Source organism: Brevundimonas aurantiaca, assembly GCF_014199955.1.
GTDB lineage: Bacteria > Pseudomonadota > Alphaproteobacteria > Caulobacterales > Caulobacteraceae > Brevundimonas > Brevundimonas aurantiaca.
This window is the reverse complement of record NZ_JACHOQ010000002.1, coordinates 42,354-68,011: the sequence shown is the minus strand read 5'-3', so window position 1 is coordinate 68,011 and position 25,658 is coordinate 42,354. Positions and strand designations below refer to the sequence as shown.

At 66.1% G+C, this 25,658-nt stretch carries 26 protein-coding genes; 4 read left to right on the top strand and 22 right to left on the bottom strand.

The genetic code is table 11. The features are described from left to right. Positions 1-231: 231 nt before the first annotated feature. The 14 genes from GGQ93_RS04425 to lipA all read right to left on the bottom strand — a co-directional run bounded on the left by GGQ93_RS04425 (position 232) and on the right by lipA (position 13,001). On the bottom strand, positions 232-546 hold the full coding sequence (locus tag GGQ93_RS04425; RefSeq protein WP_183215369.1) for a hypothetical protein: 315 nt from the start codon (positions 544-546) through the stop codon (positions 232-234). A 778-nt stretch (positions 547-1,324) separates the two neighbouring features. After that, positions 1,325-2,731, bottom strand: coding sequence for a dihydrolipoyl dehydrogenase (gene lpdA, locus GGQ93_RS04420; protein ID WP_183215367.1), 1,407 nt, complete (start codon positions 2,729-2,731; stop codon positions 1,325-1,327). Between the two features lie 2 nt (positions 2,732-2,733). Beyond that, positions 2,734-3,213: a glutathione peroxidase gene (locus GGQ93_RS04415; protein ID WP_183215365.1), complete on the bottom strand. Its 480-nt coding sequence runs from the start codon at positions 3,211-3,213 to the stop codon at positions 2,734-2,736. A gap of 15 nt (positions 3,214-3,228) precedes the next feature. After that, complete coding sequence (locus GGQ93_RS04410) at positions 3,229-4,542, bottom strand: pyruvate dehydrogenase complex dihydrolipoamide acetyltransferase (RefSeq protein WP_183215363.1); 1,314 nt, start codon at positions 4,540-4,542, stop codon at positions 3,229-3,231. Next, a complete protein-coding gene (locus GGQ93_RS04405) occupies positions 4,539-5,918 on the bottom strand; it encodes a pyruvate dehydrogenase complex E1 component subunit beta (RefSeq protein WP_183215362.1) in 1,380 nt (459 codons plus the stop codon). Before GGQ93_RS04405 ends, GGQ93_RS04410 begins: the two co-directional genes overlap by 4 nt. Positions 5,919-5,921: 3 nt before the next feature. Then, on the bottom strand, positions 5,922-6,950 hold the full coding sequence (gene pdhA / locus GGQ93_RS04400) for a pyruvate dehydrogenase (acetyl-transferring) E1 component subunit alpha (protein WP_054765890.1): 1,029 nt from the start codon (positions 6,948-6,950) through the stop codon (positions 5,922-5,924). A gap of 133 nt (positions 6,951-7,083) precedes the next feature. Beyond that, entirely contained in the window at positions 7,084-7,383 is a 300-nt protein-coding gene (locus GGQ93_RS04395) for an FtsB family cell division protein (RefSeq protein WP_054765891.1), read from the bottom strand. Between the two features lie 139 nt (positions 7,384-7,522). Next, positions 7,523-8,800, bottom strand: a complete 1,278-nt coding sequence (gene eno, locus GGQ93_RS04390; protein ID WP_054765892.1) for a phosphopyruvate hydratase — start codon at positions 8,798-8,800, stop codon at positions 7,523-7,525. A gap of 89 nt (positions 8,801-8,889) precedes the next feature. Continuing rightward, positions 8,890-9,489, bottom strand: a complete 600-nt coding sequence (locus tag GGQ93_RS04385) for a hypothetical protein (RefSeq protein ID WP_183215360.1) — start codon at positions 9,487-9,489, stop codon at positions 8,890-8,892. A 113-nt stretch (positions 9,490-9,602) separates the two neighbouring features. After that, positions 9,603-9,785: a 50S ribosomal protein L32 gene (gene rpmF, locus GGQ93_RS04380; RefSeq protein ID WP_054765894.1), complete on the bottom strand. Its 183-nt coding sequence runs from the start codon at positions 9,783-9,785 to the stop codon at positions 9,603-9,605. A gap of 133 nt (positions 9,786-9,918) precedes the next feature. Continuing rightward, the gene (locus tag GGQ93_RS16395) at positions 9,919-10,470 is read right to left on the bottom strand and encodes a sugar O-acetyltransferase (RefSeq protein WP_182713070.1); all 552 of its coding nucleotides are present in this window, start codon (positions 10,468-10,470) and stop codon (positions 9,919-9,921) included. Then, positions 10,467-11,582, bottom strand: a complete 1,116-nt coding sequence (locus tag GGQ93_RS04370; protein WP_183215358.1) for an NAD(P)/FAD-dependent oxidoreductase — start codon at positions 11,580-11,582, stop codon at positions 10,467-10,469. Before GGQ93_RS04370 ends, GGQ93_RS16395 begins: the two co-directional genes overlap by 4 nt. After that, positions 11,579-12,031, bottom strand: coding sequence for a type II toxin-antitoxin system RatA family toxin (locus tag GGQ93_RS04365; protein ID WP_182713072.1), 453 nt, complete (start codon positions 12,029-12,031; stop codon positions 11,579-11,581). The genes GGQ93_RS04370 and GGQ93_RS04365 overlap by 4 nt, the downstream gene beginning before the upstream one ends. 7 nt (positions 12,032-12,038) lie before the next feature. After that, positions 12,039-13,001 carry a lipoyl synthase gene (gene lipA, locus GGQ93_RS04360; protein ID WP_183215356.1) on the bottom strand — a complete coding sequence of 321 codons (963 nt, stop codon included), beginning with the start codon at positions 12,999-13,001 and terminating at the stop codon, positions 12,039-12,041. A 183-nt stretch (positions 13,002-13,184) separates the two neighbouring features. On the opposite strand from lipA, the gene GGQ93_RS04355 reads away from it, so the two are divergent. Continuing rightward, positions 13,185-14,738, top strand: coding sequence for an AMP-binding protein (locus GGQ93_RS04355; protein ID WP_183215354.1), 1,554 nt, complete (start codon positions 13,185-13,187; stop codon positions 14,736-14,738). Between the two features lie 6 nt (positions 14,739-14,744). Here GGQ93_RS04355 and ygiD read toward each other — a convergent pair whose 3' ends face one another. The 3 genes from ygiD to GGQ93_RS04340 all read right to left on the bottom strand — a co-directional run bounded on the left by ygiD (position 14,745) and on the right by GGQ93_RS04340 (position 17,119). Continuing rightward, positions 14,745-15,503 carry a 4,5-DOPA-extradiol-dioxygenase gene (ygiD, locus tag GGQ93_RS04350; protein ID WP_183215352.1) on the bottom strand — a complete coding sequence of 253 codons (759 nt, stop codon included), beginning with the start codon at positions 15,501-15,503 and terminating at the stop codon, positions 14,745-14,747. A gap of 4 nt (positions 15,504-15,507) precedes the next feature. Beyond that, positions 15,508-16,110: an NAD(P)H:quinone oxidoreductase gene (gene wrbA, locus GGQ93_RS04345; RefSeq protein WP_183215350.1), complete on the bottom strand. Its 603-nt coding sequence runs from the start codon at positions 16,108-16,110 to the stop codon at positions 15,508-15,510. 151 nt (positions 16,111-16,261) lie between these two features. Then, positions 16,262-17,119, bottom strand: coding sequence for a M15 family metallopeptidase (locus tag GGQ93_RS04340; protein ID WP_183215349.1), 858 nt, complete (start codon positions 17,117-17,119; stop codon positions 16,262-16,264). A 135-nt stretch (positions 17,120-17,254) separates the two neighbouring features. Here GGQ93_RS04340 and GGQ93_RS04335 point away from each other — a divergent pair, with 135 nt between their 5' ends. From GGQ93_RS04335 to GGQ93_RS04325, 3 genes are read left to right on the top strand one after another with little or no spacing between them, the layout of a single operon-like run. Further along, complete coding sequence (locus GGQ93_RS04335; protein ID WP_183215347.1) at positions 17,255-18,613, top strand: MFS transporter; 1,359 nt, start codon at positions 17,255-17,257, stop codon at positions 18,611-18,613. Next, positions 18,610-19,404, top strand: coding sequence for a nucleoside triphosphate pyrophosphohydrolase (gene mazG / locus GGQ93_RS04330; RefSeq protein ID WP_183215345.1), 795 nt, complete (start codon positions 18,610-18,612; stop codon positions 19,402-19,404). The genes GGQ93_RS04335 and mazG overlap by 4 nt, the downstream gene beginning before the upstream one ends. 8 nt (positions 19,405-19,412) lie before the next feature. Then, a complete protein-coding gene (locus GGQ93_RS04325) occupies positions 19,413-20,069 on the top strand; it encodes an HAD family hydrolase (RefSeq protein WP_183215343.1) in 657 nt (218 codons plus the stop codon). Positions 20,070-20,072: 3 nt separating this feature from the next. Here GGQ93_RS04325 and GGQ93_RS04320 read toward each other — a convergent pair whose 3' ends face one another. The 5 genes from GGQ93_RS04320 to ntrX form a co-directional block, all read right to left on the bottom strand. Further along, positions 20,073-21,713: a Na+/H+ antiporter gene (locus GGQ93_RS04320; protein ID WP_183215341.1), complete on the bottom strand. Its 1,641-nt coding sequence runs from the start codon at positions 21,711-21,713 to the stop codon at positions 20,073-20,075. 3 nt (positions 21,714-21,716) lie between these two features. Further along, the gene (hflX, locus tag GGQ93_RS04315) at positions 21,717-23,030 is read right to left on the bottom strand and encodes a GTPase HflX (RefSeq protein ID WP_183215339.1); all 1,314 of its coding nucleotides are present in this window, start codon (positions 23,028-23,030) and stop codon (positions 21,717-21,719) included. Further along, complete coding sequence (hfq, locus tag GGQ93_RS04310; protein WP_054766962.1) at positions 23,031-23,276, bottom strand: RNA chaperone Hfq; 246 nt, start codon at positions 23,274-23,276, stop codon at positions 23,031-23,033. 104 nt (positions 23,277-23,380) lie between these two features. Next, positions 23,381-24,244, bottom strand: a complete 864-nt coding sequence (locus GGQ93_RS04305) for a D-amino-acid transaminase (protein WP_183215337.1) — start codon at positions 24,242-24,244, stop codon at positions 23,381-23,383. After that, positions 24,244-25,650 carry a nitrogen assimilation response regulator NtrX gene (gene ntrX, locus GGQ93_RS04300; RefSeq protein WP_152950344.1) on the bottom strand — a complete coding sequence of 469 codons (1,407 nt, stop codon included), beginning with the start codon at positions 25,648-25,650 and terminating at the stop codon, positions 24,244-24,246. The genes GGQ93_RS04305 and ntrX overlap by 1 nt, the downstream gene beginning before the upstream one ends. Positions 25,651-25,658: the final 8 nt, after the last annotated feature.

Here is a 25,658-nt window from a genome sequence, read left to right as displayed (position 1 = left end):
GCAAAAGGCGGTAGATCAACAGGATTGCAGGTCGGGTTAGGCCACTTAAAAGCAGCCCCTTAAGTAGTGGTGTGAATCCTTCTAATTTTCGGCGCGTGCTCGACCACGGCCCGATGTAAAATAGGCGTCATTCAGCGCGAGGTCACAGACCATATCGCGAGCGCCTTCATGGACTGAATTCAGATTCTGCCGGACAAGCTAGCCTAACTGCGCCTCATCTTAAGCGACCTATCAGAACGCATGGGAAACTTCATCGTAGATCGCTTCACATTTTGCAAGCAATCGCGTTGAAATTTCTACGCTTTTACCGAAGCAGCGTCCCGCGAACCAATAATCTGGGTCAATATTCAGTCGCTCGATCGAAAAATGATGACAGGTTCGATCAATCGCGACCTGCGGATCCGCAACCATAGCGTCGTAATCTAGCACCAAAAATCTCGGATCTTGAAAAAGTCCAATATGATGAGCAAACGAATGCGCCCACAGGTAATAACATGCTCCTATGTTTGCAACCGAAGCCCCAGATATTGCAATTTCTTCAAGCATTAGCTGCGCCTTATTAATTGCAATTTCGGTTGCAATAGTATCACCACGACACATACGTAATAGTATGCCGCCACGCTCCTTTGCGGCCGAAGAAAATCGTTGGAGCCATACACGCGCCCCAGCCTCGCCAAATTCGTTTACAAACGATCCTATACAGTCACCCGGCTGCCTAATTAGGTAAACCGCGCGAGAACCGGGGTAGCTTTCGAGTAGGCACCGCGCTCGCGGAGTATCATGAAATGATTTGAAGAAAACAGGCTTAGGCGCCGATTTCGCCAACACAGCATCGATGTCAATTTTGTCCCTAAGTACAAACTGATCGAAACAATCGGGGCTATCTTCGTTCCGCACAGAGATCTGATCAGACGTTTCTAGCGCCCACGTAAGAGCGTTTGTTCCGGATCTCGCCGCACCAAACAAGAAAAAAGGTACCACTCTCACGAAACACCTATTTAAAAATTAATCGATCTACACGATATGTCGACTGGGTGTCTGCACCCTTACGAACTACGATCACAATGAGCGTCTTTCAGTCCAAGACGATGGCCCCTGTGTCTGTACAGGTATATGAGATCCCCAACCAAGAGTGGAGTCGGACATTTTTATAATCGTGGTGTCAGCGGGCCGATTCCGGTGAAGCATCGGGCAAACTGTTGAAACAGTTTCTCACCGAGCAAGTCACCGCGCTGCGAGCCCAATAGAAGTCGATAAGGCCGTTGCACTGGGCCCCTCGCCGTCATCCCCCAGATCGCGCTGGAGGATGACCGTCACGGCAGGATTAGATGTGCAGGACCCGCCCATAGGCGTCCAGCGCCGCCTCGTGCATGGCTTCCGACATGGTCGGGTGCGGATAGACGATGCCGTGGATGTCCTCTTCCGTCGCCTCCATGGTGATGGCGGTGACATAGCCCTGGATCATCTCGGTCACTTCGTGGCCGATCATATGGGCGCCGATGAGGGCGCCGGTTGCCGCGTCAAAGATCACCTTGACGAAGCCGTCCGGCTCGCCCGAGGCCACGGCCTTGCCGTTCACGCGGAACGGGAAGCGGCCGATCTTGACCTCGCGCTTCTCGGCGCGGGCGGCCTGTTCGGTGACGCCGACCGAAGCGACCTGCGGCTGGGCGTAGGTGCAGCCGGCAATGGGCGAGACGACATTGGGAGTCTTGTAACCGGCGATATATTCGGCGGCGTGAATGCCTTCGTGGCTGGCCTTGTGCGCCAGCCAGGGCGCGCCGGCGCAGTCGCCGATGGCGAACAGGCCCTTGACGTTGGTCTGGCAGTGGCTGTCGGTCTTGATATGGCCGCGGTCCAGTTCGACGCCCAGGGCCTCCAGGCCGATGCCGTCGGTGTTGGCGGTGATGCCCACGGCCGAGATGCAGACCTCGGCCTCTAGGGCCTCGGCCTTGCCGCCGACCTCGATGTCCACCTTCACGCCCGCGCCGGTCTTGGAGACCTTGGTCACCTTGGCCCCGACCTTGAACTTGATGCCGCGCTTTTCGAACGACTTCTGGGCGGCCTTGGAGACCTCCTCGTCCTCGACCGGCATGATGCGCTCGACCGCCTCGACGACCGTCACCTCGGCGCCCAGGGCGCGATAGAAGCTGGCGAACTCGATGCCGATGGCGCCCGAGCCGATGACCACGAAGGACTTCGGCAATGTCTTCGGCGCCAAGGCGTCGCGATAGGCCCAGATCTTGTCGCCGTCGGCCTCCAGCCCGATCTGCGGCAGGGCGCGCGCCCGCGCGCCGACCGCCAGCATCACCGACTTGGCCTCGACCGTGCGCGACCCGCCGGCCTTCAGGGCGATCACGACCTTGGGCGCCGCAGCGCCCTTCTCCAGCTTGGCCGAACCCTCGATCACCTCGATCTTGTTCTTCTTCATCAGGAAGGCGACGCCCTTGTTCATCGTCGCCGCCACCCCGCGCGAACGCTGGATGATGGCGTCGAAATCGAACGTCGCGCCGGACGCCGACAGGCCGTAGTCCTTCAGATGGCTCAGGCTCTCGAACTTCTCGCCCGACTTCAGCAGGGCCTTGGTCGGGATACAGCCCCAGTTCAGGCAGATGCCGCCCAGGTTCTCGCGCTCGACGATGGCGACCTTCAGGCCCAGCTGGCTGGCGCGGATGGCCGCGACGTAACCGCCGGGGCCCGAGCCGATGACGACGAGATCGAATTCAGCAGCCATGATCAGATCAACTTCTCGATGTCGGCCTTGATGGCCTCGGGTTCAGTCTGCGGAGCATAGCGGGCGACCACCCTGCCCTCGCGGTCGGTCAGGAACTTGGTGAAGTTCCACTTGATGGATTCGGAGCCGAACAGGCCGCGCTTCTGCTTCGCCAGCCAGGCATAGAGTGGATGCCGGTCCGGCCCATTGACCTCCACCTTGTCGAACAGGGGGAAGGTCACGTCGAAGCTGGTGGCGCAGAAGGCGGCGATCTCCGCCGCCCGGCCCGGCTCCTGCTCACCGAACTGGTTGCAGGGAAAGCCCAGCACCTCGAACGGCGCATCGGCGAAATCCCGGTGCAGCTTCTCCAGACCTTCGTATTGGCCGGTGAAGCCGCACTTGGACGCCGTATTGACGATCAGCAGCGCCTGACCGCGGAACCGGTCCAGCGACACCTCGGCGCCGTCGATGGCGCGGGCGGAGAAGTCATAGACCGAGGTCATGACCCCACCCTCCCCTTACGCCAGCATCGCGACAGGATCTTCGATCAGCGGCTTAAACGCCTGCAGGAAGCGGGCGCCGGTCGCGCCGTCCACCACGCGGTGATCGCAGGTCAGGGTGACCGTCATCACGGTCGCCGCCACGATCTGACCGTCCTTGACGACCGCACGCTGCTCGCCCGCGCCCACGCTCATGATACAGCCCTGGGGCTCATTGATGATCGAGGTGAACTGTTTGATGCCGAACATGCCCAGGTTGGACACCGAGAAGGTGCCGCCCTGGAATTCTTCGGGCTTCAGCTTGCGGTCGCGGGCGCGCTTGGCCAGGTCCTTGGACTCGGTCGCGATCTGCGCCAGACCCTTGGTCTCGGCCTTCCTGATGATCGGGGTGATCAGGCCACCGTCGATCGCCACCGCCATGGAGATGTCGGCGTTGTGGTGCATGGCGATGCCTTCGGGGGTGTAGGAGGCGTTCGCCTCCGGCACCATCTTCAGGGCCAGGGCGGCGGCCTTGATGACGAAGTCATTGACCGAGACCTTGATCCCCTGCGGCTCCAGCATCTTGTTCACCTTGGCCCGGACGGCCATCAGCTGGTCGATCTCGCAGTCGATGAACAGGGGGAAGTGCGGCACGTTCTGCACGCTCTCCACCATCCGGCGCGCCACGGCCTTCTTCATCCCGTCCAGCGGGATCAGGTCGTAGCTGCCGTCCGGAATACCCATCTGGGCCAGGGACAGGGCCTTGCGGGGCTCGGCGGCGGCGGCCGTCGAAGCCGCGGCGGCGGGCTGGACAGCTCCCTTGCCGGCGGCTTCCACGTCGCGACGCACGATGCGCCCGTGCGGACCGGTGCCCTTGACCGACTTCAGATCGACGCCGTTCTGAGCCGCGATCCGACGCGCCAGGGGCGAGGCGAAGATGCGCTGGCCGCTTTCGGACTTCGGCGCCGGTGTGCTCTTAGGCGGCAGAACGGCCTCGGCGGATTTGACGCCTTCGGGCGTGGCCACGGCCTGTCCGCTTTCATGGCCGGCCGGGGCCGGCTTGTCGCTCGCCGGCGGGCCGGCGGGCTTGTCGGCCTTCGGGGCCGCCGCGCCGCCCTCGTCCTTCAGTCGGGCGATGGGCGTATTGACCTTCACCCCTTCCGTGCCTTCAGCGACCAGGATGTCGGTGATCTCGCCTTCGTCCACGGCCTCGACTTCCATCGTGGCCTTGTCGGTTTCGATCTCGGCGATCACGTCCCCGGCGGAGACGACGTCGCCCACCTTGACGTGCCACTTGGCCAGGACGCCCTCTTCCATCGTCGGAGACAGGGCCGGCATCAGGATGTCGGTCATGCCATCACCTGCTTCACGGCTGCGATGATCTTGTCCACGCCGGGCAGCGACAGGGCTTCCAGATTGGCGGCGTAGGGCAGAGGCACGTCCTCCTGGTGCACCCGCAACGGCGGGGCGTCCAGATAGTCAAAGGCGTGTTCGATGACGCGGGCCACAACCTCGGCGCCGACACCCATCGGACCCCAGCCCTCTTCGGCCGAAACCAGGCGGCTGGTCTTCTTGACGCTCTCGACGATGGTCTCGTGATCCAGCGGGCGCAGGGTGCGCAGGTCCACGACCTCGCACTCGACGCCTTCCTCGGCCAGCTTCTCGGCGGCCTGGAGGGCGAAGCCGACCATGCGGCTGTGCGCCGTGATGGTCACGTCCTTGCCTTCGCGACGGACCTTGGCCTTGCCGATCGGCACGACATAGTCCTCGACCTCGGGCACGTCGAACTCGAGGCCGTACATCATCTCGTGCTCAAGGAAGACGACCGGGTTCGGGTCGCGGATGGCCGCCTTCAGCAGGCCCTTGGCGTCGGCCGCATCATAGGGGGCGATGACCTTGAGGCCAGGAACCTGGGCGTACCAGGCCGAATAGTCCTGGCTGTGCTGGGCGCCGACGCGCGAGGCCGCGCCGTTCGGGCCGCGGAAGACGATGGGGGCGCGGATCTGACCGCCCGACATATACAGGGTCTTGGCGGCCGAGTTGATGATGTGGTCGATCGCCTGCATGGCGAAGTTGAACGTCATGAACTCGACGATCGGCTTCAGGCCCGCCATGGCGGCGCCGACGCCCAGACCGGCGAAGCCGTGCTCGGTGATCGGGGTGTCGACGACGCGCTGGTCGCCGAACTCCTGCAGCAGTTCGCGGCTGACCTTGTAGGCGCCCTGATACTGGGCGACTTCCTCGCCGATCAGGAAGACCTTGTCGTCGCGGCGCATTTCCTCGGCCATGGCGTCGCGCAGGGCGTCACGGATGGTCGTCTTCACCAGCTTGGCGTCGGCCGGAATTTCCGGATCGCGCAGTTCGACCTTGGGGCTAGCGGTCTGGGTCGGGGCCTTTTCGGGATCGCCGGTCTTGCCCTCTGCGGTCGCCGTCGGCGCATCGGCCTGTGCCTTGTCGGACTCGGCCTTCGGCGCGGGCGCAGCCGCCCCATCTTCGCCGGCCAGACGCGCGATCGGCGTATTGACCTTCACATTCTCCGAGCCTTCGGCGACCAGGATCTCCAGCACTTCGCCTTCATCCACGGCCTCGACTTCCATCGTGGCCTTGTCGGTTTCGATCTCGGCGATCACCTGGCCGGCCGACACGGTGTCGCCCGCCTTGATGTGCCATTTGGTCAGCGTGCCCTCTTCCATCGTGGGGGACAGCGCCGGCATGAGGATGTCGGTCACGGATCAGGCCTCCACGTAGACGTCGGTATAGAGCTCGGACGGATCGGGTTCCGGGCTTTCTTGAGCGAATTGAACGGCCTCTGCGACGATGGCCTTGATCTCGTTGTCGATGGCCTTCAGCTCGTCTTCCGTCGCATTGGCGGCGGCCAGCAGGGTCTTGACGTGATCGATCGGGTCGCGGGTCTTCTTGACCTCGTCCACCTCTTCCTTCGTCCGGTACTTGGCCGGATCGGACATGGAGTGGCCGCGATAGCGGTAGGTCTTGACCTCAAGGATGTAGGGACCTTCGCCGGCGCGGGCGCGCTCGACCGCCTTCTTGACCGCATCACGGACGGCCAGAACATCCATGCCGTCGACCTGTTCGCCGGGAATGCCGAAGCTGGCGCCGCGCTGGCTGAGCTGGGTCGTGGAGGACGAGCGTTCGATGCTCGTGCCCATGGCGTACTGATTGTTCTCGATGATGTAGATGGCCGGCAACTTCCACAGCTGGGCCATGTTGAAGCTTTCGTACACCTGACCCTGGTTCGAGGCGCCGTCGCCGAAATAGACGAAGGCCACCGAATCGTCGCCGCGGTACTTGCCTGCAAAGGCCAGGCCCGTGCCCAGCGCCACCTGGGCGCCGACGATGCCGTGGCCGCCGTAGAAGCCGGTCGGCACGTCGAACATGTGCATCGAGCCGCCCTTGCCCTTCGACGAACCGCCGATGCGGCCGGTCAGCTCGGCCATGACTTCCTTCGGATCCATGCCCGCAGCCAGCATATGGCCGTGATCGCGGTAGCCGGTGATGATCTTGTCATGGCCCTGTTTGACGCTCTCCTGAACGCCCACGGCCACGGCTTCCTGGCCAATGTACAGGTGGCAGAACCCCCCGATCAGACCCATGCCGTAAAGCTGGCCCGCCCGCTCCTCGAAGCGGCGGATGAGCACCATCTCACGGTAATAGCGGAGGAGGTCCTCCTTGGAGGCCGAAGGCGTGTTCGGCAGTTTGTCAGGCGCAGTGGTCTGAGCGGCTTTGGCTGGGGCTTTCGCCATCCGGCATCTCCCGGCTAGGCGCCGGGGAGCGACGCCTTCTTATCGTTACGGAAGGGGGCTTTAGCAGCCTTCGTTCCCGAAACGCAAAGGGGGGCGGGCCAAGCTGTAACAATAGTTCAAGTGGGGAGGATTTTCACCCCTGAACGGATTGCGCCTGAACAGCAATCACATAGTCGCGCGGGTCCGAAAACCCGAGAACGGCGCGCGCCCGCTCCTCCAGCAGATCCTTGGACAGGCTGTCGCTGCGCAGATAGCGCACGCGGGTTTCCAGATCGCGCCGTTGTTCCGTCAGATGGGCGAGCTGCGCCTCGCGCTGCCCCAGCAGGGCGTCCCGCGACGATCCGCTCAGCAGGCCGCGCTCGCCCGTCAGGGCCTGCACCCCAAGATAGGCGAGCAGGAGCAAAAGGACGATGGACAGGCGGTACGGCTTCATCCGTTCGGGCAAGACAGACGCTCCTTCTGAGCGCGAGAGACACAGTTCATTAACTGTGCCCGAAAATGCCTAACGAAAAGTAGCTTGGCCTTAAGAAAGTCGGCAAAGAACGCTGATTCTTCGCCGACAATTCACTGGTTTAGCGCAGCAGCATGCCGTCGCCGAAATAGACGGCCTGGTCGCCCAGCATCTCCTCCAGGCGCAGCAGCTGATTGTACTTGGCCACCCGGTCCGAGCGGGCCAGCGAACCGGTCTTGATCTGTCCGCAGTTGGTGGCCACGGCCAGGTCGGCGATGGTCGAATCCTCGGTCTCGCCCGAGCGATGGCTCATGACGGCGGTGTAGCCGGCGCGGTGCGCCATATCGACGGCGTCCAGGGTCTCCGACAGGGTGCCGATCTGGTTGACCTTGATCAGGATGGAGTTGGCCAGACCCTCGCCGATGCCGGCGGCCAGACGCGCCGGATTGGTCACGAACAGATCGTCGCCGACCAGCTGGACCCGGTCACCCAGACGTTCGGTCAGCAGGCGCCAGCCGTCGAAATCGTCCTCGGCCATGCCGTCCTCGATCGAGACGATCGGGAACCGCTCGCAAAGATCGACCAGATAGGCGGCCATGCCCTCGGCGTCGACGGTCTTGCCCTCGCCGGCCATGACGTACTTGCCGTCCTTGAAGAACTCGGTCGAGGCGACGTCCAGACCCAGGTGGAAGTCTTCACCGGCCAGATAGCCGGCGGCCTGACCCGCCTTGGTGATGAAGCTCAGAGCCTCCTCGGCCGAGGCCAGGTTCGGCGCGAAGCCGCCCTCGTCCCCGACGTTGGTATTGTGGCCGGCGTCCTTCAGCTGCTTCTTCAGGGCGTGAAAGATCTCCGTACCCATGCGCAGGGCGTCGGTGAAGGTCTCGGCGCCCGTCGGCAGGATCATGAACTCCTGGATGTCGATCGGATTGTCGGCATGGGCCCCGCCGTTGATGATGTTCATCATCGGCGTCGGCAGGACGCGGGCCGAGACGCCGCCGATGTAGCGGTGCAGCGGCAGGCCGGCCGAAATGGCGCTGGCCTTGGCGGCGGCCAGGGAGACGCCCAGGATGGCGTTGGCGCCCAGACGGCCCTTGTTGGGCGTGCCGTCCAGCTCGATCATGGCTTCGTCGATCCGACGCTGGTCCTCGGCGTCCATGCCGGACAGGGCGTCGAAGATCTCGCCGTTGACGGCGTCGACCGCCTTCTGCACGCCCTTGCCGCCCCACATATCCTTGTCGCCGTCACGCAGTTCGACGGCCTCGTGGGCGCCGGTCGAGGCGCCCGAGGGCACGGCGGCGCGGCCGAAAGAGCCGTCATCCAGGATCACATCCACTTCCACCGTCGGATTGCCCCGGCTGTCGAGAATCTGGCGGGCGACGATGTCGGCGATGTCGGTCATGGCTCGGCTCTTTGGCTCAGGCGAAAAACAGGTCCGAGGGGTTTAGCCGTCTCCCTGCGAATCGCCAATGGCTGCCGCGCCCCTCGCCGTCAGGAACAGCCCTCGACCAGCTGTATCGACGGATCGCCCGCATGGATCGCTTTCACCTTGCCGTCGGCGCCGACCTCATAGCGAAGGCCGCGCGCCGCAGGATCGACGACATAGGCGGTGGAGCCGCCGCGCGACCAGACGAACAGATCCTCCGCAGGAGCCGGCTCATATTTGTGCGGCTGGGCGAAGACGGCGCCGCCATAGGCCTGTTTGATCGCCATGCCGTCTTCACCGACGCCGAAGCCGCGGTCGGTCTTGACCGTCGCCTCACGGGCGGCGGTGATCCGGGTCAGGACGCCGTTCTGAATGATGACCCTCACATCCGCGGGCGCCTTCGTGGGATGGAACTCGTCGCAGGTCTCGGGATCGGGGCCGCCGACAGCATTGGGCTGCGAATCCTCGCCCCAGACCTGAACCAGTTCGGCCCGCGTCATGCCGATTCGCGCCGGGCCCAGGCCGTCGCTGGTCAGGGCGTTGGGGTCTGCGGCCGCCGGCGTGGTCTGCGGCGGGGAAACCGGCGTGGGCGCCGGTTCATCGCGACGTTCACAGGCTGAGAGGGTCAACAAGGCCACGGCGCTGACGGCGGCGAAACGGATCATCGGCAAGGTCTCCAGAACAAGCTTCGCCGCCATGAACGCACGAAAACGGCGCGCGGATCACCGCGCGCCGTAAATCTCTTCGTCCGGTCGGCGACCGGGCCGGGAGGAAAAGACTAGTCTTCCTTCGGCGTCAGAACCTGACGGCCGCGATAGGTGCCGGTCTTCAGGTCGATGTGGTGCGGGCGCTTCAGCTCGCCGGTGTCCTTGTCCTCGACATAGACGTTCGAGGTCAGGGCGTCGTGGGCGCGGCGCATGTTGCGACGCGAGGGGGATACTTTGCGCTTCGGAACGGCCATGTCCGTCTCAATCTTCTAAGTCGGGCGCCGCCCAGAGCCGAAGCCTGTCTGGCGCGAAAACAATAGCGGCGGCCCACCGGACCGCCACGCGAGGCGCGGCTTATGCATGAACCGCGCGACGATTTCAAGGCGTTTAAGCGGGCGTCAGGCGGCGGACGATCTTGGCCGGATTGCCGACCACCACGACGTCCGCCGGAACGTCTCGGGTGACGACGCTGCCGGCGCCGATCACCGCCCGATCGCCGATGGAGACGCCGGCCAGGATGATCGCCCCGCCGCCGATCCAGACATCGTCGCCGATGACGATCGGCCGGGCGGATTCCCTCCCCCGCCGTTCGACGGCGTCCAGCGGATGTTCCGGCGTCAGCAACTGCACGCCGGGACCGGCCTGGAAGTTGTCGCCGATTCGAATCTCCGCGCAGTCCAGAAACACGCTGTTGGCGTTGACGAAGGCGTTCGAGCCGAAATGGATGTTGACCCCGTAGTCGCAGTAGAAGCCCGGCATGATGATCGCCGCGCTGTCCGACGCCCGGACCAGTTGGTTGACCAGGGCGCGGCGCCGGTCTCGATCCGGTTCGGCGTTGATGGCGACGGTCAGGGCCACGGCGCGGGCGCGGCCGTCGCGCAGGTCCGGATCGCCCGGATCATAGGGCAGGCCGGCCAGCATCTTTTCTCTTTCTGTCATGCGGCCTCCGTCAGGGCGGCGGCCACGGCCTCGCCGATGGCCAGGGAGCTGGTCAGACCTGGGCTTTCGATGCCGAACAGAGCCATCAGCCCCTCCATGCCGTGGCGCTCGACCCCGTGCAGTTGGAAGTCCGGCTGCGGCTCGCCAGGCCCGTGCAGCTTGGGCCGAATGCCCGCGTAGTCCGGGGTCAAAGCTCCATCAGGCAGCCCCGGCCAGAAGCGACGGATATAGCCGGCGAACTCTTCCGCCTTGGCCGGATCGACCGAATAGTCCTCGCTCTCGACATAGGCCAGGTCCGGGCCGAACACCGCCTGACCGCCCAGGTCCTTGCGATAATGGGTGCCCAGGGCGCCGGGAATCGGCGGCGGATAGATCAGCCGGTCGAACGGCGCCTTGCCGACCAGCCGGAAATAGACCCCCTTGCCGAAATGGCCGGCGGGGATGTCCTCTGCCGGATAGCCCTCGATCGCCGCCGCCACGGCCTGGGCCGCCAGACCGGGCGCCGTCACCAGCAGACGGCAGGAGACCGCCATCGCCCCCTCCCCGCCCACGCGGATCGTGAAGCCGCCGCCCGGCAGGGGCTCTGCGCCCTCGAACGGGGCCGAGACCACCACCGATCCGCCCGCATCCTCGATCTCGCCCTGCAGGGCCAGCATATAGCCGTGGCTGTCGAACAGGCCGCTCTCGGGCGACAGGATGGCGGCGTGGGCGTTCAGTTCCGGCTCCAGCGCCCGCGCCTGGGCGCCGGTCAGGTGCTCCAGCCCCTCGACCCCGTTCGCCGTCGCCTGTTCGAAGATGGCCTCGATCCGCTCGACCTCCGACTCCTGCGTCGCCACCACCAGCTTGCCGCATTTCCAGTGATCGATCTTGTGGCTGGCCAGAAAGTCATAGAGCGCCCGCCGCCCCTCGACGCAGAACCGTGCCTTCAGCGACCCGGTCGGATAATAGAGGCCGCCGTGGATCACCTCGGAATTGCGCGACGAGACGCCCTGGCCGATATGGCCTTCCTTCTCCAGCACCAGCACCGTCAGGCCCCGTTTCGACAACGCCCGACCGCACGCCAGGCCCACGGCCCCGGCGCCCACGACGGTCGCGTCGAAATCGAAACTCATCGCCTGCCGTACCTCCGCACCGCCTCGGCCTCGAAACAGCCGATCAGCTTTTCCACCGCCCGGTCGAAATTGGCCGACAGCATCAGGTCCAGCATGCGGGACTTGAAGGCGAAGTCGATCACGAACTCCAGCCGCGTCCCCTCGGGATGCGGGAAGAACTCCCACCGGTTCTTCAGATGCTTGAACGGCCCGCGCAACAGGCCGACCTCCACCTTCGGCGCATTACGATCATGCCGGACCCAGGTGGAGAACCGCTCCTTCAGGAAGGAGAAACCCACCCCCGCCTCGGCGTCCAGCACGGTCACGCCCTCGCCTTCGGCCCGCGCGTTCCAGACCCGCATCGAGGTGACCCAGGGGACGAAGTCGGGATAGGTCCGCACATCGGCGACCAGATCGGCAAGCTGTTCGGGCGCATAGGGAAGAATGCGCGTTACGCGGTGGACGGCCATACGGAATTTAGCGGCGCAGCTGCGCCTCGCGCGCGGCCTTCAGCCGGGCGAAGTCGTCGCCGGCGTGGTGCGACGAACGGGTCAGCGGCGACGAGGACACCATCAGGAAGCCCTTGGCCCGGGCGATCGCCTCATAGGCCTTGAACTCTTCAGGGGTCACGAACCGGTCGATGGCGGCGTGTTTGCGCGTCGGCTGCAGGTACTGGCCGATGGTGATGAAGTCGACGCCGGCGGAGCGCATGTCGTCCATCACCTGCATGACCTCTTCCTTGGTCTCGCCCAGGCCGACCATGATGCCGGACTTGGTGAACTGGTTCGGGTCGCGCTCCTTGACCATCTGCAACAGGCGCAGGCTGTGGAAGTAGCGGGCGCCGGGCCGGATCTTCAGATACAGGCGCGGAACGGTCTCGAGATTGTGGTTGAAGACGTCGGGCTTGGCGTCGATCATCACCGCCGCCGCCCCGTCCTTGCGCAGGAAGTCGGGCGTCAGGATCTCGATGGTGGTGTTCGGCGCCTGGAGGCGGATCTGGCGCACCACTTCGGCAAAGTGGGCCGCCCCGCCGTCCGCCACGTCATCGCGGTCGACCGAGGTGATCACCACATGGTTCAGGCCCATCTGCGACACCGCCAGCCCGACCTTGCCCGGCTCTTCCGGGTCCAGCGGCTGGGGCAGGCCCGTCTTGACGTTGCAGAAGGCGCAGGCCCGCGTGCAGGTGTCGCCCATGATCATCAGGGTGGCGTGCTTCTGGCTCCAGCACTCGCCGATGTTCGGGCAGGCCGCCTCCTCGCAGACGGTGTGCAGTCCCTTGGACCGGACGATGTCCTTGGTGGCGTTATACTGACCAGATCCGGGCGCCTTGACCCGCAGCCAGTCGGGCTTTTTCAGAACGACCGACTCCGGACGGTTCTGCTTTTCCGGGTGGCGCAGCTCCGACGGCTTGCGCTGAAGGGTGTCGATCAGGGTCACCATGGCCGGTATTTCGGCCTTCCGGGGGGCAAAGGCAAGCCACAGGCGGTTACAGATGATGGCGCGCACGATCGCCGCCCCGGGAACTCACGCGACGTTACGCATCTTTTCAAGACGCCGTTGCGTCATTATTGACGGACGCCCGACAACAGAGAGGGCCTGTCGCGCCCTCCGCAGGAGACGCGTTTGCGCCAGGATCTGGACCCTTCGCTGTACGAGACCTCGCTGATCGACGCCCTGATCGAGGCGCGCGCCCGGTTCGGGGACAAGGAGATCCTTGAGGACCAGGATCGCCACCCCCTCACCTACACGGGCCTGATCCGCGCCGCCTTCGTTCTGGGCCGCAAGATCGCCAATATGACCGAGTTGGGCGAGCGGGTGGCCATCCTGCTGCCGTCGTCCATGGGCGTGGTCGTCACCTTCTTCGGCCTGCACGCCCACGGCCGCGTGCCGGTCATGCTCAACTTCACCGCCGGCGAGGCCAATCTGAAGGCCGCCATCAAGGCCGCCGGGGTCAAGAAGGTCCTGACCGCCAGACGCTTCATCGACCAGGCCAAGCTGGACGATCTGATCGCGGAGCTCGAGACGGGGGCTGAGATCGTCTGGCTGGACGACATACGCAAGACCATCGGGCTTCAGGACAAGCTGTACGGTCTCGCAGCCGGCGCCGCGCCCAAACGGTTCCGCATCAAGACCGCTCCGGACGCGCCGGGCGTGGTGCTCTTCACCTCGGGCAGTTTCGGCACGCCAAAGGGCGTGGTTCTGAGCCAGAAGAACCTGGTCGCCAACGCCCGACAGGTCGCGGCCCATATCGACCTTCTGCCGGAATGGGTGATGTTCAATCCCCTGCCGACCTTCCACTGTTTCGGCCTGACCGGCGGCGTCGTCCTGCCCCTGCTTCAGGGTCTGAAGGCCTTCCAGTACCCTTCGCCGCTTCACGCCAAACAGATCACCGACCTGCTGCCCCAGGTGAAGGCGTCCATTCTGTTCGCGACCGACACCTTCCTCAGCCAGTACGCCCGGGTCGCCGAGCCCGGCGACTTCGCCACCCTCAAATTCGCCGTCGCCGGCGCCGAAAAGGTGCGCGAGGAGACCCGCAACCTGTTCAACACCAAGTTCGGCGGGGTCGAACTGCTGGAAGGCTACGGCGCGACCGAGGCCTCGCCTGTGGTGGCGGTCAACCATCCCGACCGCAACGCCCCCGGCACCGTCGGCCAGATCCTGCCCGGCATGGACTGGAAGCTGGAGCCGGTCGAAGGAATCGACGAGGGCGGCCGGCTGTTCCTGAAGGGGCCCAACATCATGAGCGGCTATGTCACGGCCGCCGAGCCCCTGGCCTGGGATGCGGTGGGCGACGACTGGCTGGACACCGGCGACATCGTCGATGTGGACGCCGAGGGCTACATCACCATCAAGGGCCGCGCCAAACGCTTCGCCAAGATCGGCGGCGAAATGGTCTCCCTGACGGCGGTCGAAGGCATCGCCGGCGCGGTCTGGCCGGACCAGCGTCACGCCGTGGTCTCCATTCCAGACACCCGCAAGGGCGAAAAACTGGTCCTGGTCACCGACCACGCCGGGGCCGAGGTCGCGCCCCTGGCGGAATGGGCCCGCGCCAACGGCGCGCCCGAGCTGATCGTCCCCAAGAAGATCGTCAAGGTCGCCGAGGTCCCGGTCCTGGGCACCGGCAAGACCGACTATGTGACGATCCAGAAGATGGTCGAGGGCGACAAGGCGGCGTGATCGGGCTCACCCGATCCGCACCCCCGTCATCGAGATCGAACCGCCGTCGATCCGGTCGTTGAAGAAGCTCACCGCCTCCCCGACCGCCTGCTGGGCGGCCACATAGAGCACGGGCAGGAAGTGCTCGTCGGTCGGCACGCTCAGCTGGGCGTCCTCGGCCAGACCGACCCAGTCGATCAGGGCCTCATGGTCGCCGCGCTCGAACGCCGCCTTCACCGCCTCATTGAACCCGGTCGCCCAGGCGTAGGGCTCGGCCCCCGCCTCCCGCTTCCAGGTCCGCAGATTGTGGACGAAGTCGCCCGAGCCGGCGATCACGATTCCCTCGTCCCGCAGCGGTCTCAGGGTCCTGCCCAGCTCGTAATGCTGGCGCGGCGTCAGCTGGCGGTTCAGCGACAACTGGACCACCGGCACATCGGCCTCTGGCCAGACATGGCAAAGCACCGACCAGGTCCCGTGATCCAGGCCCCACTGCGTCGTCTGCACCGCCCCGGTTAGTTCCGCGACTCGGGCCGCCAGGGCTGGCGAGCCGGGCGCGGGATACTGCATCTCGTGAAGTTCGCGCGGGAAACCACCGAAATCATGGATGGTCTCGGGCTTCTCCTGCGCCGTGACGCCCAGCCCGCGCGTCTCCCAGTGGGCGGAGATCATCACCATCCCCTCGGGCTTGCCCACGGCCTCGCCCAGGTCGCGCCAGGCGGCCCCGTAGGGACCGCCCAGGGCGTTCATCGGCGAACCATGACCGAAGAAGAGCGCGGGCTGGCGCATCGGATCAGCCGTGCAGCTTCTTGGCCAGTTCGGCGATGTGCTTGCCCTGGAACCGGGCGCCGTCCAGCTCGATCTCGCTGGGCATGCGCGAGCCGTCGCCGCCCGTGATCGTCGTCGCCCCATAGGGCGAGCCGCCGTGCACCGCGTCCAGGGTCATCTGGGCCTGGAACGAATACGGCAGACCGACCACCGGCATGCCGTGGTGCATGAAGAAGTTGTGCAGACCCTGGAAGGTGGTCTCCTGACCGCCGTGCTGGGTCGCGGTGGCGGTGAAGGCGCCGCCGATCTTGCCGATCAGGGCGCCGGTGAACCACAGGCCTCCGGCCTGGTCCAGGAAGGCGCGCATCTGCGAGGCGGCCGAGCCGAAGCGGGTGCCGGCGCCGATGATGATGGCGTCATAGTCCTTCAGGTCGTCGATCTTCGCGATCGGCGCCGCCTGATCCAGCTTGTAGTGGGAGGCCTTGGCCAGCTCTTCCGGCACGGTCTCCGGCACGCGCTTGATGTCGACCACGGCGCCTTCGACCTGGCGCGCGCCTTCGGCAACGGCTTCGGCCATGATTTCCAAATGGCCGTAGGTCGAGTGGTAGAGGACGAGAATCTTGGGCAAGGGAGGACTCCGTTGAATGTCACGGCCGTCATTCGCAACAACGACCGTTGCTAACTTGGCGTCTCGCTTGACGCCATGCAAGCCCCCTCTCGAAGTTCACGTTCGTTTCAGTCAAGAACTGAAATGAGAACCGGCGCTTCGTCCAACCGGCTCAGGGCGCGAACGAGGGATCCCAGGGTCGCACATATTCCCAGTGCCAGGGCTCATAGACATAGGGGACGAAGCCGAACCGCCCGGCGTTCGCGACCAGCCAGCGATAGGTCGCCCCGCGCGCCATATATTCGCGGCTGGCGGGCGCGGTCGAATCCACCCCCCGGCCCGGCGCCTGGCCGACGTACAGATCGACCGCCGTGCCCGTCCGGTGGGGCGAACAGACGGCGCGGCGCAGGCCGTCGCAATTGCCCTGCTGGGCGCAGCGGGCGGCGTCCGCCTCGGGGTCCCGGAAGCCTGAGAAGATCTGCAGCAGTTCGGGATCGGCGGCGATCTCGGGAACCTCGGCCCGTGCGGCGGCGACCATCCGGCGATAGGCGTCCAGCACGTCACGCCGCAACAGCCGGGTCAGCCGGTCGGCGTGCTCTTCTGACGCGACCAGATAGCCCAGTTGGTTGATCGGCGGCGGATCAGGGCATTCGCCACGGATCCGCGCCATCACGAAAGGCCGCCGCTCCTGCCACAGCCCGCGCAACACCTGGAAGGTCCCGGCGTCGAACAGGCCTGTCGGCGCCAGGCCGTGGGTCTGCTGGAATCCCGCCAGTTGTGAGGCGAAGACCGGCGTACCGGGGCCGCACTGAGTGTGCAGCTCCTGCTGGATCAGGGGCGCATAGGCCATCCACCCAAATTCTGTCGCCCCGAACGGCGCCCACTCCAGTCCATAGGCCGAGGCCGCATTGGCCAGGGCCTCCTCGCCCCAGACGTCGGCGTTGGTGTGGCAGGGCCCCGCCGCGCGCGCTGCGCCGGCGAAGGCCAAGACCAGCCAGAGAGTCAGGAACGCGAGACAGCTTCGCCACATGCCCCCAGCAAGCCTCAAGCGGCCCTCAGGAGCAAGCGCGCAGACGGCCGTCCGCCCGAATCCGACTCCGCTCCCGCGTCCAAACCTGCAATCTTGCGTCGGCCCGACTCATCCGGGCTGTCCCGGACCCGTCGCATGACCGCCGCCGCCGCGCCCCGTCGCTCCAACGCCGTGCTCGCCGCCTTCTCCGGCCCCTGCCTGCCGCTGGCGGCCTTCGGCGTGGCCCTGCCCGTCACCCTGCCGGAATTCTACGCCACCTATGTGGGGCTGGAGCTGGGGGTGGTCGCGACCGTCTTCATGGCCGTGCGGCTGATCGACATCGTCTTCGACCCCTTCCTCGGCTGGGGCATGGACAAGACCCGGACCCGTTTCGGTCGCTACCGCCCCTGGATGGCCCTGGCCACCCCCATGCTGATGCTCGCGGCCCTGATGATGTTCGTCCTGGTCCAGCCGGGCGCCCCGGCGGTCTATCTGTTCGGCTGGCTGCTGTTCCTCTACCTGGGCTTCTCCATCGGCACCCTGGGCCAGCTGGGCTGGGCCGCCGTCCTTGCGCCCCAGTATGACCAGCGCAGCCGCGTCTACGGCTGGTGGCAGGTGTTCAACATCATCGGGGTAGTGCTGATCCTGGTTCTCCCGACCGTGGTGGTCCAGACCGGGATAGGCACCTATGCCGACGGGGTGCGGATCATGGGCTGGGGCATCATCATCGCCCTGCCCGTCACCATCGGCCTGGCCATGGTCGCCGTGCCCGAGCCCGTCACGGCCGGAGACCAACCGCACGGCAGTCTCGGCGCCTATCTGGCCCTGCTGAAGACGCCCGTGGTGCGCAAGTTGCTCATCGCCGATCTGCTGCTGGGCGTGGCGCCGGGCATCACCGGTTCGCTGCTGTTCTTCTTCTTCGGCCAGATCCGCGGCTACGACCACACCGAGGCCGGGCTCTTCATGCTGTTCTATTTCGTCGCCGGCCTGTGCGGCGCTCCCTTCTGGGCCTGGCTGGCGGCCCGTGTCGGAAAGGACCGGGGCCTGGCGATCGCCAGCCTCGTCTCGGCCGTCCTCTATATCGGCGCCACCCTGGTCCCCGGCGGCAATTTCGCCCTGACCGCCGTGGTCATGTTCATCGCCGGCCTGCCCTACGCCGCCGGCCTGTTCCTGACCCGCGCCATGATGGCCGACGCCGGCGATCAGGAGCGGTTCGAGACGGGCGTCGACCGCACCGGCCTGATGCTGTCCATCCTCTCGGCCACCACCAAGATCGGCCACGTCCTCGCCCTGCTCCCCTATTTCGTCCTCGAAAAGGTCGGCTTCCGCGCCGTGCCGGGGCCGAACGGCAACAGCGACACCTCCCTTCTGACGCTTCAGATCCTGTTCATCGCCGTCCCCGGCCTGCTTCTGGCCCTGACTGCCTGGGTGCTGAAGAACTATCCGCTGACCGCCGCGCGCCATAACGAGATCCGCAAGGCCCTGGACGCCCGCGACGCGGAGGCGCGGGCATGAGGCCGATCAACCGGCTTCTGTCCATCATGGAGCGGCTGCGCGACCCGGACGGCGGCTGCCCCTGGGACGTGGAGCAGACCTTCGCCACCATCGCCCCCTATACGATCGAGGAGGCCTATGAGGTCGCCGACGCCATCGAGCGTAACGATCTGGTCGAACTGAAGGGTGAACTGGGCGACCTGCTGTTCCAGGTCGTCTTCCACGCCCGCATGGCCGAGGAACAGGGCCTGTTCGCCTTCGACGACGTGGTCACGGCCATCGCCGACAAGCTGGAACGCCGCCACCCCCATGTCTTCGGCGACGAAGCCCAACGGACTTCAAAAGAACAGACCGTGGCCTGGGAAGCCATCAAGGCCGCCGAACGCAAGGACCGCAAGAAGCCCGGCGTCCTCGACGATGTCCCCGTCGGCCTGCCCGCCCTGACCCGCGCCGCCAAACTGACCAAACGCGCCGGCCGCGTCGGCTTCGATTGGCCCTCGACCGACGAGGTGTTCGACAAGCTGGCCGAAGAGGTCGAGGAGCTGCGCGTCGAGATCGCCGCCGGCGATCAGGCCAAGGCCCGCGAGGAGCTGGGCGACCTGCTGTTCGTCGTCGCCAACCTGGCCCGCAAGCTGGACGTCGAGCCCGAGGATGCGCTCCGCGCCGCCAACGCCAAGTTCGTGCGCCGCTTCGGCTTCATCGAGGCCGAACTGGCCAAGGACGGCCGCACCCCCGACCAATCGACCCTGGATGAGATGGACCGCCTCTGGGACGCCGCAAAGGTGGCCGAGAAGGCCGGCTCCCCATCCTGAGCCGCCGCATGCCCTATGATCTGATCATCTTCGACTACGACGGCGTGGTCGCCGACAGCGAGGTGCTGAACAGCACCGTCATGGCCGAACAGCTGACCGCCATCGGCCTGCCCACCAGCCTGGACGATGTCCTGGCCGCCTATACGGGCCGGCGCTGGCGCGACAACCGGCCGGTGGTCGAGGCGGCCCTGGGCCGCCCCTGCCCCGAGGATTTCCACACCAACTGGTTCGCTGCCTGCCGCGCCCGCGCCCCGCTCCATCTGAAGCCCGTGCCCGGCCTGATCGACTTCGTCGCCGCCCGGTCCGAGGCCCGCTGCATCGCCTCGTCCAGCGGCCCTGACTGGATCGGCGTCGGCCTGGACCTGTTCGGTCTGACCGATCATTTCGACGGCGCCGTCTTCACCGGGCTGGTGGTCGAGCGCGGCAAGCCCCACCCCGACATCTTCCTGCACGCCGCCGAAAGCATGGGGGTCGATCCGGCGCGCGCCCTGGTCGTCGAGGACAGCGAGGCGGGCGTGACCGCAGGCGTCGCCGCTGGCATGACCGTGGTGGGCCTGACCGCCGGGGGCCATGTCCGCGACGGCCACGCCGAACGCCTGGCCGCCCGCGGCGCACACCACATCGCCGACAGCTATGCGGCGGTCGCGGCCTTCATGGACCGCTGAAGGTCAGAGGTAGCGCAGTTCCTGCAGATCGACCTCGCGGATCATCTTGCGCGCCGTCACCTCGTCCAGCCGGCGTGAGCGCGCCATCCGGCCGAGTTCTTCCCGCTCCGCCGCGAGCGCCGCCAGCCAGAGCTTGCGCTCCACCTGATCGATCTTGCGCGCCACGGCCGCGTCGTCCTCTTCCGTGCGGGTATGGGTCTCGATGCGGCGGCGGTAGATTTCCATGATCCGACTGGCGACGTCGGAATAGAGGTCAGGGTTGGCCTTGCCCTCGGCCATGGCGTGGGACGCATCCTCCAGGGCGCGCAGGGCGGCCGAGGCGGCAGCGACGCGCCCTCTGTCCTCTTCCCGCTCCTGTGACGGTTCGGGGGGCAGCTCCACCCCCTTCATCAGACGCGGCAAGGCGAAGGTGGCGAGCAGCAGGGAGACGATGATCACCCCAGCCGCCAGGAAGATCGCCAGATTGCGGGACGGCATCGGCGAGCCGTCCGCGAGGAAGAAGGGCACGGTCAGGATGCCCGCCAGGGTGATGGCGCCCCGCACCCCCGCCAGAGACATGACCATGGTCAGCCGCAGTCCGACCTTGGGCGGCGGCCCGCGATGGCGGCGCCGAAACAGGGTCAGCCTCAGCGACGTCCACACCCAGACGAAACGCAAGGCCGCCAGGGCCGCGACAATGGCCAGGACATAGACAGCCAGCCACCAGACCTCGGGCCGGCTGGTGCCCCGCACCACCTCGGCCGCGCGCGCCATTATTGAAGGCATCTGCTGGCCCAGAATCACGAAGATGATGCCGTTGGCGACGAACTGGACCGTGTCCCACACCACCCCGCGCCGGATGCGGGTCATGGCCAGGGACTGGCCGCCTACGCCGCCGCCCCGCTCGGTGAAGCTCATGGTCACGCCCGCCGCCACGGCGGCCAATATGCCCGACGCCCTCAGCTCTTCCGCGACCAGATAGGCGGCGAAGGGGATCAGCAGGCTGACCAGGATCTGCGCCCCGACATCCTCGCCCCAGCGCCGACTGACGAAACCCTTGACGTAGCTGATGGCGATTGTGACCAGCACGCCCGTCGCCACCCCGACCACAGACAGCCAGGCGAAGGTCGCCACCGCCCCGCCCAAGGAAAAGGCGCCGGTGGTCGCCGCCACGACCGCGATCCGCATACAGGTCAAGCCCGTGGCGTCGTTCAGCAGCGACTCCCCTTCCAGAATATGCATCAGCCGCTTGGGTATCGGGGCCCGCGCAGCGATGGCCTGGACGGCGATTGGGTCGGTCGGAGACAGGATCGCCGCCAGGGCGAAGGCCACCGGCAAGGGCATCTCGGGGATCATCCACCAGATCATGAAGCCCAGGCCGATGACGGTGAACAGCACCAGCCCCAGGGCCAGTTCCAGGATCACGGCCCGGTCGCGAAACAGGGCCTCCTTGGGGATGCGCCAACCGTCCAGAAACAGCAGGGGCGGCAGGAACAGCAGAAAGAAGATGTCCGGCTTCAGATCGACCGTCGTCCCGGTCGCCAGGACGATGGCGGCCCCCAGACCGATCTGCACCAGCGGCAGGGCGATACGGGTGATCCGCGCGACCGATCCCGACACCACGACGGCCAGAAGCAGCAGCAGGACGGTCTCGATCAGATGCATGGTTCAGTCGGTCAGGCCGGGATACAGGCGCTCGAACCGCCCCAGGGCGGCAGGATGAAGCCTCACTGTGACATGGGTGCGGCCATCCTCCTCCGCGTCCCGCCTCGTCACCCGGCCATGTTCATAAAGCCAGGCCAGCGCCTCGCCCTGTTCGGGCGACAGGGTCAGGCGCGTCTCCGGATCGTCGTCGATCAGGCCGGCGATGGTCTGGCGCAGGCGTTCGATCCCCTCGCCCGTCCAGGCCGAGACGGCGACCGCCTCACCGTCCTTGGCCAGACGTTCGGCCTGACCAAGAATGGTCTCGCGGGCCTCCTCGTCCAGCAGGTCGATCTTGTTCCAGACCTCCAGCACCCGACGGGTCTTGCCCTCGGGAGTCTCGATCTGTTTCAGCACGGCCTCCACATCCTTGGCCTGGGCGTCGCTGTCGGCCGAGGCGATATCGCGGACGTGCAGGATCAGATCGGCCTCGCCCACCTCTTCGAGGGTGGCGCGGAAGCTTTCGACCAGTTCGTGCGGCAGGTCGGAGATGAAGCCGACCGTATCCGCTACAATGGCCGGCCGGCCCTGCGGCAGGCGGATGGTGCGCTGGGTCGTGTCCAGGGTGGCGAACAACAGATCCTTGGCGAAGACCTCCGATCCCGTCAATCGGTTGAAAAGCGTCGACTTGCCCGCATTGGTGTAGCCGACGAGGGCGACGGTCGGGAACGGGACCTTCTGGCGCTGTTTGCGGTGCAGACCGCGCGTGCGGCGCACCTCCTCCAGCTCGGCCTTCAGCCGCACGATCCGGTCAGCGATCAGACGCCGGTCCAGCTCGATCTGGGTTTCGCCGGGGCCGCCGGTCGAGCCGGTGCCGCCGCGCTGGCGCTCCAGGTGAGTCCAGGTCCGCACCAGACGCGACCGTTCATAGTCGAGCCGCGCCAGTTCGACTTGCAGCCGACCTTCCTTGGTCCGCGCACGGCGGCCGAAGATTTCCAGGATCAGGCCGGTGCGGTCGATGACCTTGACCTCCCAAGCCTGCTCCAGATTGCGCTGCTGAACGGGCGTCAGGGCGTCGTCGATGACGGCCACATCGGCCTCGGCCGCCCGCATCAGGGCGGCCAGTTCGTCCACCTTGCCCGATCCGAACAGGGTCGCCGGCGCGACCTTGCGCACGCGCACGATCTCTTCGCCCCGGATGTCGAGGTCCAGGGCACGGGCCAGGCCGGACGCTTCTTCGAGGCGTTCTTCGGCCAGGCGCGGCGACTCCGACCGTCCGTCGGGGTGGATGACGACCGCCCGCTGAACCGGGGCGGCGTGATCAATCAGTTTTTGGGTCAATCAATCGTCTTCGGCGTCGGGCTCGTACAGCTGCACGGGCGCGGACGGCATGATGGTGGAGATGGCGTGCTTGTACACCAGCTGGGACTGGCCGTCGCGGCGCAGCAGCACACAGAAGTTGTCGAACCAGGTCACGATGCCCTGCAACTTTACTCCGTTGACCAGGAAGATGGTCAGCGGCGTCTTGGTCTTGCGGACCGAGTTGAGGAAGGTGTCCTGAAGGTTCTGGCGTTTGTCTTGCGACATGGCAGGTTTTTCCTGTTCTTGGTTGTTCGTCGCCATGGGAGGGGCGTCGGGGCCGAACGGGCCGGCAGCGACCTTAGACGCCGCCTCCCCGCTCCGGCAACGCCCTAAATGGCCTCTCGACGCGCGCGTTCAAGATAGAGCCGCCGCAGCTTCAACGTAATCGGCCCCGGCTTGCCGTCCCCGATCTTGGTTCCGTCGATCGAAATCGCCGGGGTCACGAAAGCGCCGGCGGCCGTGAAGAAGGCTTCGCGCGCGCGCTTGACGTCCTCGACGCTGAAGGGGCGCTCGTCCAGTTCGAGGCCCTGTTCCTCGATCAGGGTCATCAGGGTGGTGCGCGTGCAGCCCTTCAGGATGTTGGCCTGGGTGTCGCGGGTCCGCAGCTTGCCGTGCTCATCCACGATCCAGGCGTTGGTCGAGGAGCCTTCGGTCACGAGGCCCATGTCGTCGACGAACCAGGCCTCATAGGCCCCGGCCTCCCGCGCCGCCTGTTTGGCCAGGATGTTCGGCAGCAGACCCACCGTCTTGATGTCGCATCTTCCCCACCGGATGTCGGGCTGGGTCAGGACGGCGACGCCCTTTTTCGCCTGAGCTTCTCCTCGTGCGGGCGAGATGGACTTGGCGGTGACGATGACGCTGGGCGGCGTCCCCGGCGCGGGAAAGGGATGGTCGCGCCGCGCCGTGCCGCGCGTGACCTGCAGGTAGACGATGCCGTTCTTCACCCGGTTGCGCCGGATCGTCTCGCGCAGCACCCGCGTCAGGGCGGCGACCGACATGGGAATGTCGATGCGCAGTTCATTGAGGCTGCGATGCAGCCGCGTCATATGGCCGTCGAAATCCGCCAGCCGACCGTCGAACACGGACCAGACCTCATAGACCCCGTCGGCGAACTGAAAGCCCCGATCCTCCACATGGACCACGGCTTCGCCGTGCGGCTGATAGGTTCCATTCACATAGGCGACGCGGGACATCAGTCGGCCTCGTCCTCATCTCCGCCTCGCGCGGGAGAAACACCCAGCGACTTCAGCTTTCTATGCAGAGCCGACCGCTCCATGCCGATGAAGGCGGCGGTGCGGGAGATGTTGCCGCCGAAGCGCATGATCTGGGCGGCCAGATACTCGCGTTCGAACACCTCGCGCGCCTCGCGCAGCGGCAGGGCGATGGTGCGCTCCGCCCCCAGGCTGGAGGACGGGCTGTTCGAGGTGGCGACCTCCTGCGGCAGCATGTCGGCGGTGATCGGCTCGTTCGGATCGCCTGTCGCCAGGATCAGCAGCCGCTCGATGTTGTTGCGCAGCTGGCGGATGTTGCCCGGCCAGGGATGGACCTGAAGCACCGCCACCGCGTCCTCGCCGACGATCCGGCGCGGCAGGCCCTGGGACGCGCTGATGGTCTCGACGAAATAGTCGACCAGTTCGGCGATGTCCTCGCGCCGCTCCGACAGGGCCGGCACCCGGATCGGCACGACGTTCAGGCGGTGGAACAGGTCCTCACGGAACCGGCCTTCGGCAATCTCCGTCTTCAGGTCTCGCGAAGTGGATGTGACGACGCGCACATCGACCTGCACGTCCTGTTCGCCGCCGACCCGACGGAAGCGCTGATCCACCAGAACCCGCAGGATGCGGCTCTGGCTCTCACGCGGCATGTCGCTGATCTCGTCCAGATAGAGGGTGCCGTTGTGCGCCCGCTCGAACACCCCGATCTTGCGCGGCCGGCCGTCCTGTCCCTCTTCCCCGAACAGTTCGACGTCCAGTCGCTCGGGCGTCATTCCGGCGGCCGAGATGGCGACGAACTCGGCGCGCGCGCGCGGGCTGGCTTCGTGGATCTGACGCGCCACAAGCTCCTTGCCCGACCCGGCCGGACCGGAAATCAGCACCCGGCTGTTGGCCTGGGCCACCTTGGCGATGGTGCTGCGCAGGGCCTGGGCCGCCTGGGAGCGGCCGATCAGGCCGGACGGCGTCATCGTCTGCGCGCGCAGACGGCGGTTCTCGCGTTTCAGCGTCGCCGCCTCGATCGCCCGCTCGACCACCACCACCAGCCGATCCGACTTGAACGGCTTTTCGATGAAGTCATAGGCGCCGCGCTTCAGCGCGGTCACCGCCGTCTCGATATTGCCGTGGCCCGAGATCATCACCACCGGCAGGTCGGGGTCGATCTCCTTGACCACCTCCAGCAGTTCCAGCCCGTCCAGACCGCCGCCCTGCATCCAGATGTCGAGGATCGCCAGCGAGGGCTTCCGTGCGCGGATCGCCGCCAGGGCCTCGTCGGAATTGGCGGCCACGCGCACGGCGTGCCCCTCATCCTCGAGCAGGCCCGAAACCAGATCGCGGATGTCCGCCTCGTCGTCGACGACCAGAATGTCGGAACCGGTAGGTCGCATCTTGCCTC

Excerpts from the sequence above, each read along its gene's own strand:
- GGQ93_RS04385 (WP_183215360.1), bottom strand. The coding sequence starts at position 9,489 with ATGATCCGTTTCGCCGCCGTCAGCGCCGTGGCCTTGTTGACCCTCTCA.
- hfq (WP_054766962.1), bottom strand. The coding sequence starts at position 23,276 with ATGTCGCAAGACAAACGCCAGAACCTTCAGGACACCTTCCTCAACTCG.
- lpdA (WP_183215367.1), bottom strand. The coding sequence starts at position 2,731 with ATGGCTGCTGAATTCGATCTCGTCGTCATCGGCTCGGGCCCCGGCGGT.
- GGQ93_RS04320 (WP_183215341.1), bottom strand. The coding sequence starts at position 21,713 with ATGCATCTGATCGAGACCGTCCTGCTGCTGCTTCTGGCCGTCGTGGTG.
- ygiD (WP_183215352.1), bottom strand. The coding sequence starts at position 15,503 with ATGCGCCAGCCCGCGCTCTTCTTCGGTCATGGTTCGCCGATGAACGCC.
- GGQ93_RS04325 (WP_183215343.1), top strand. The coding sequence starts at position 19,413 with ATGCCCTATGATCTGATCATCTTCGACTACGACGGCGTGGTCGCCGAC.
- GGQ93_RS04395 (WP_054765891.1), bottom strand. The coding sequence starts at position 7,383 with ATGAAGCCGTACCGCCTGTCCATCGTCCTTTTGCTCCTGCTCGCCTAT.
- GGQ93_RS04335 (WP_183215347.1), top strand. The coding sequence starts at position 17,255 with ATGACCGCCGCCGCCGCGCCCCGTCGCTCCAACGCCGTGCTCGCCGCC.
- ntrX (WP_152950344.1), bottom strand. The coding sequence starts at position 25,650 with ATGCGACCTACCGGTTCCGACATTCTGGTCGTCGACGACGAGGCGGAC.
- lipA (WP_183215356.1), bottom strand. The coding sequence starts at position 13,001 with ATGGTGACCCTGATCGACACCCTTCAGCGCAAGCCGTCGGAGCTGCGC.
- GGQ93_RS04425 (WP_183215369.1), bottom strand. The coding sequence starts at position 546 with ATGCTTGAAGAAATTGCAATATCTGGGGCTTCGGTTGCAAACATAGGA.
- eno (WP_054765892.1), bottom strand. The coding sequence starts at position 8,800 with ATGACCGACATCGCCGACATCGTCGCCCGCCAGATTCTCGACAGCCGG.
- GGQ93_RS04340 (WP_183215349.1), bottom strand. The coding sequence starts at position 17,119 with ATGTGGCGAAGCTGTCTCGCGTTCCTGACTCTCTGGCTGGTCTTGGCC.
- GGQ93_RS04305 (WP_183215337.1), bottom strand. The coding sequence starts at position 24,244 with ATGTCCCGCGTCGCCTATGTGAATGGAACCTATCAGCCGCACGGCGAA.
- pdhA (WP_054765890.1), bottom strand. The coding sequence starts at position 6,950 with ATGGCGAAAGCCCCAGCCAAAGCCGCTCAGACCACTGCGCCTGACAAA.
- mazG (WP_183215345.1), top strand. The coding sequence starts at position 18,610 with ATGAGGCCGATCAACCGGCTTCTGTCCATCATGGAGCGGCTGCGCGAC.
- GGQ93_RS04365 (WP_182713072.1), bottom strand. The coding sequence starts at position 12,031 with ATGGCCGTCCACCGCGTAACGCGCATTCTTCCCTATGCGCCCGAACAG.
- GGQ93_RS04415 (WP_183215365.1), bottom strand. The coding sequence starts at position 3,213 with ATGACCTCGGTCTATGACTTCTCCGCCCGCGCCATCGACGGCGCCGAG.
- GGQ93_RS04410 (WP_183215363.1), bottom strand. The coding sequence starts at position 4,542 with ATGACCGACATCCTGATGCCGGCCCTGTCTCCGACGATGGAAGAGGGC.
- GGQ93_RS04370 (WP_183215358.1), bottom strand. The coding sequence starts at position 11,582 with ATGAGTTTCGATTTCGACGCGACCGTCGTGGGCGCCGGGGCCGTGGGC.
- GGQ93_RS16395 (WP_182713070.1), bottom strand. The coding sequence starts at position 10,470 with ATGACAGAAAGAGAAAAGATGCTGGCCGGCCTGCCCTATGATCCGGGC.
- rpmF (WP_054765894.1), bottom strand. The coding sequence starts at position 9,785 with ATGGCCGTTCCGAAGCGCAAAGTATCCCCCTCGCGTCGCAACATGCGC.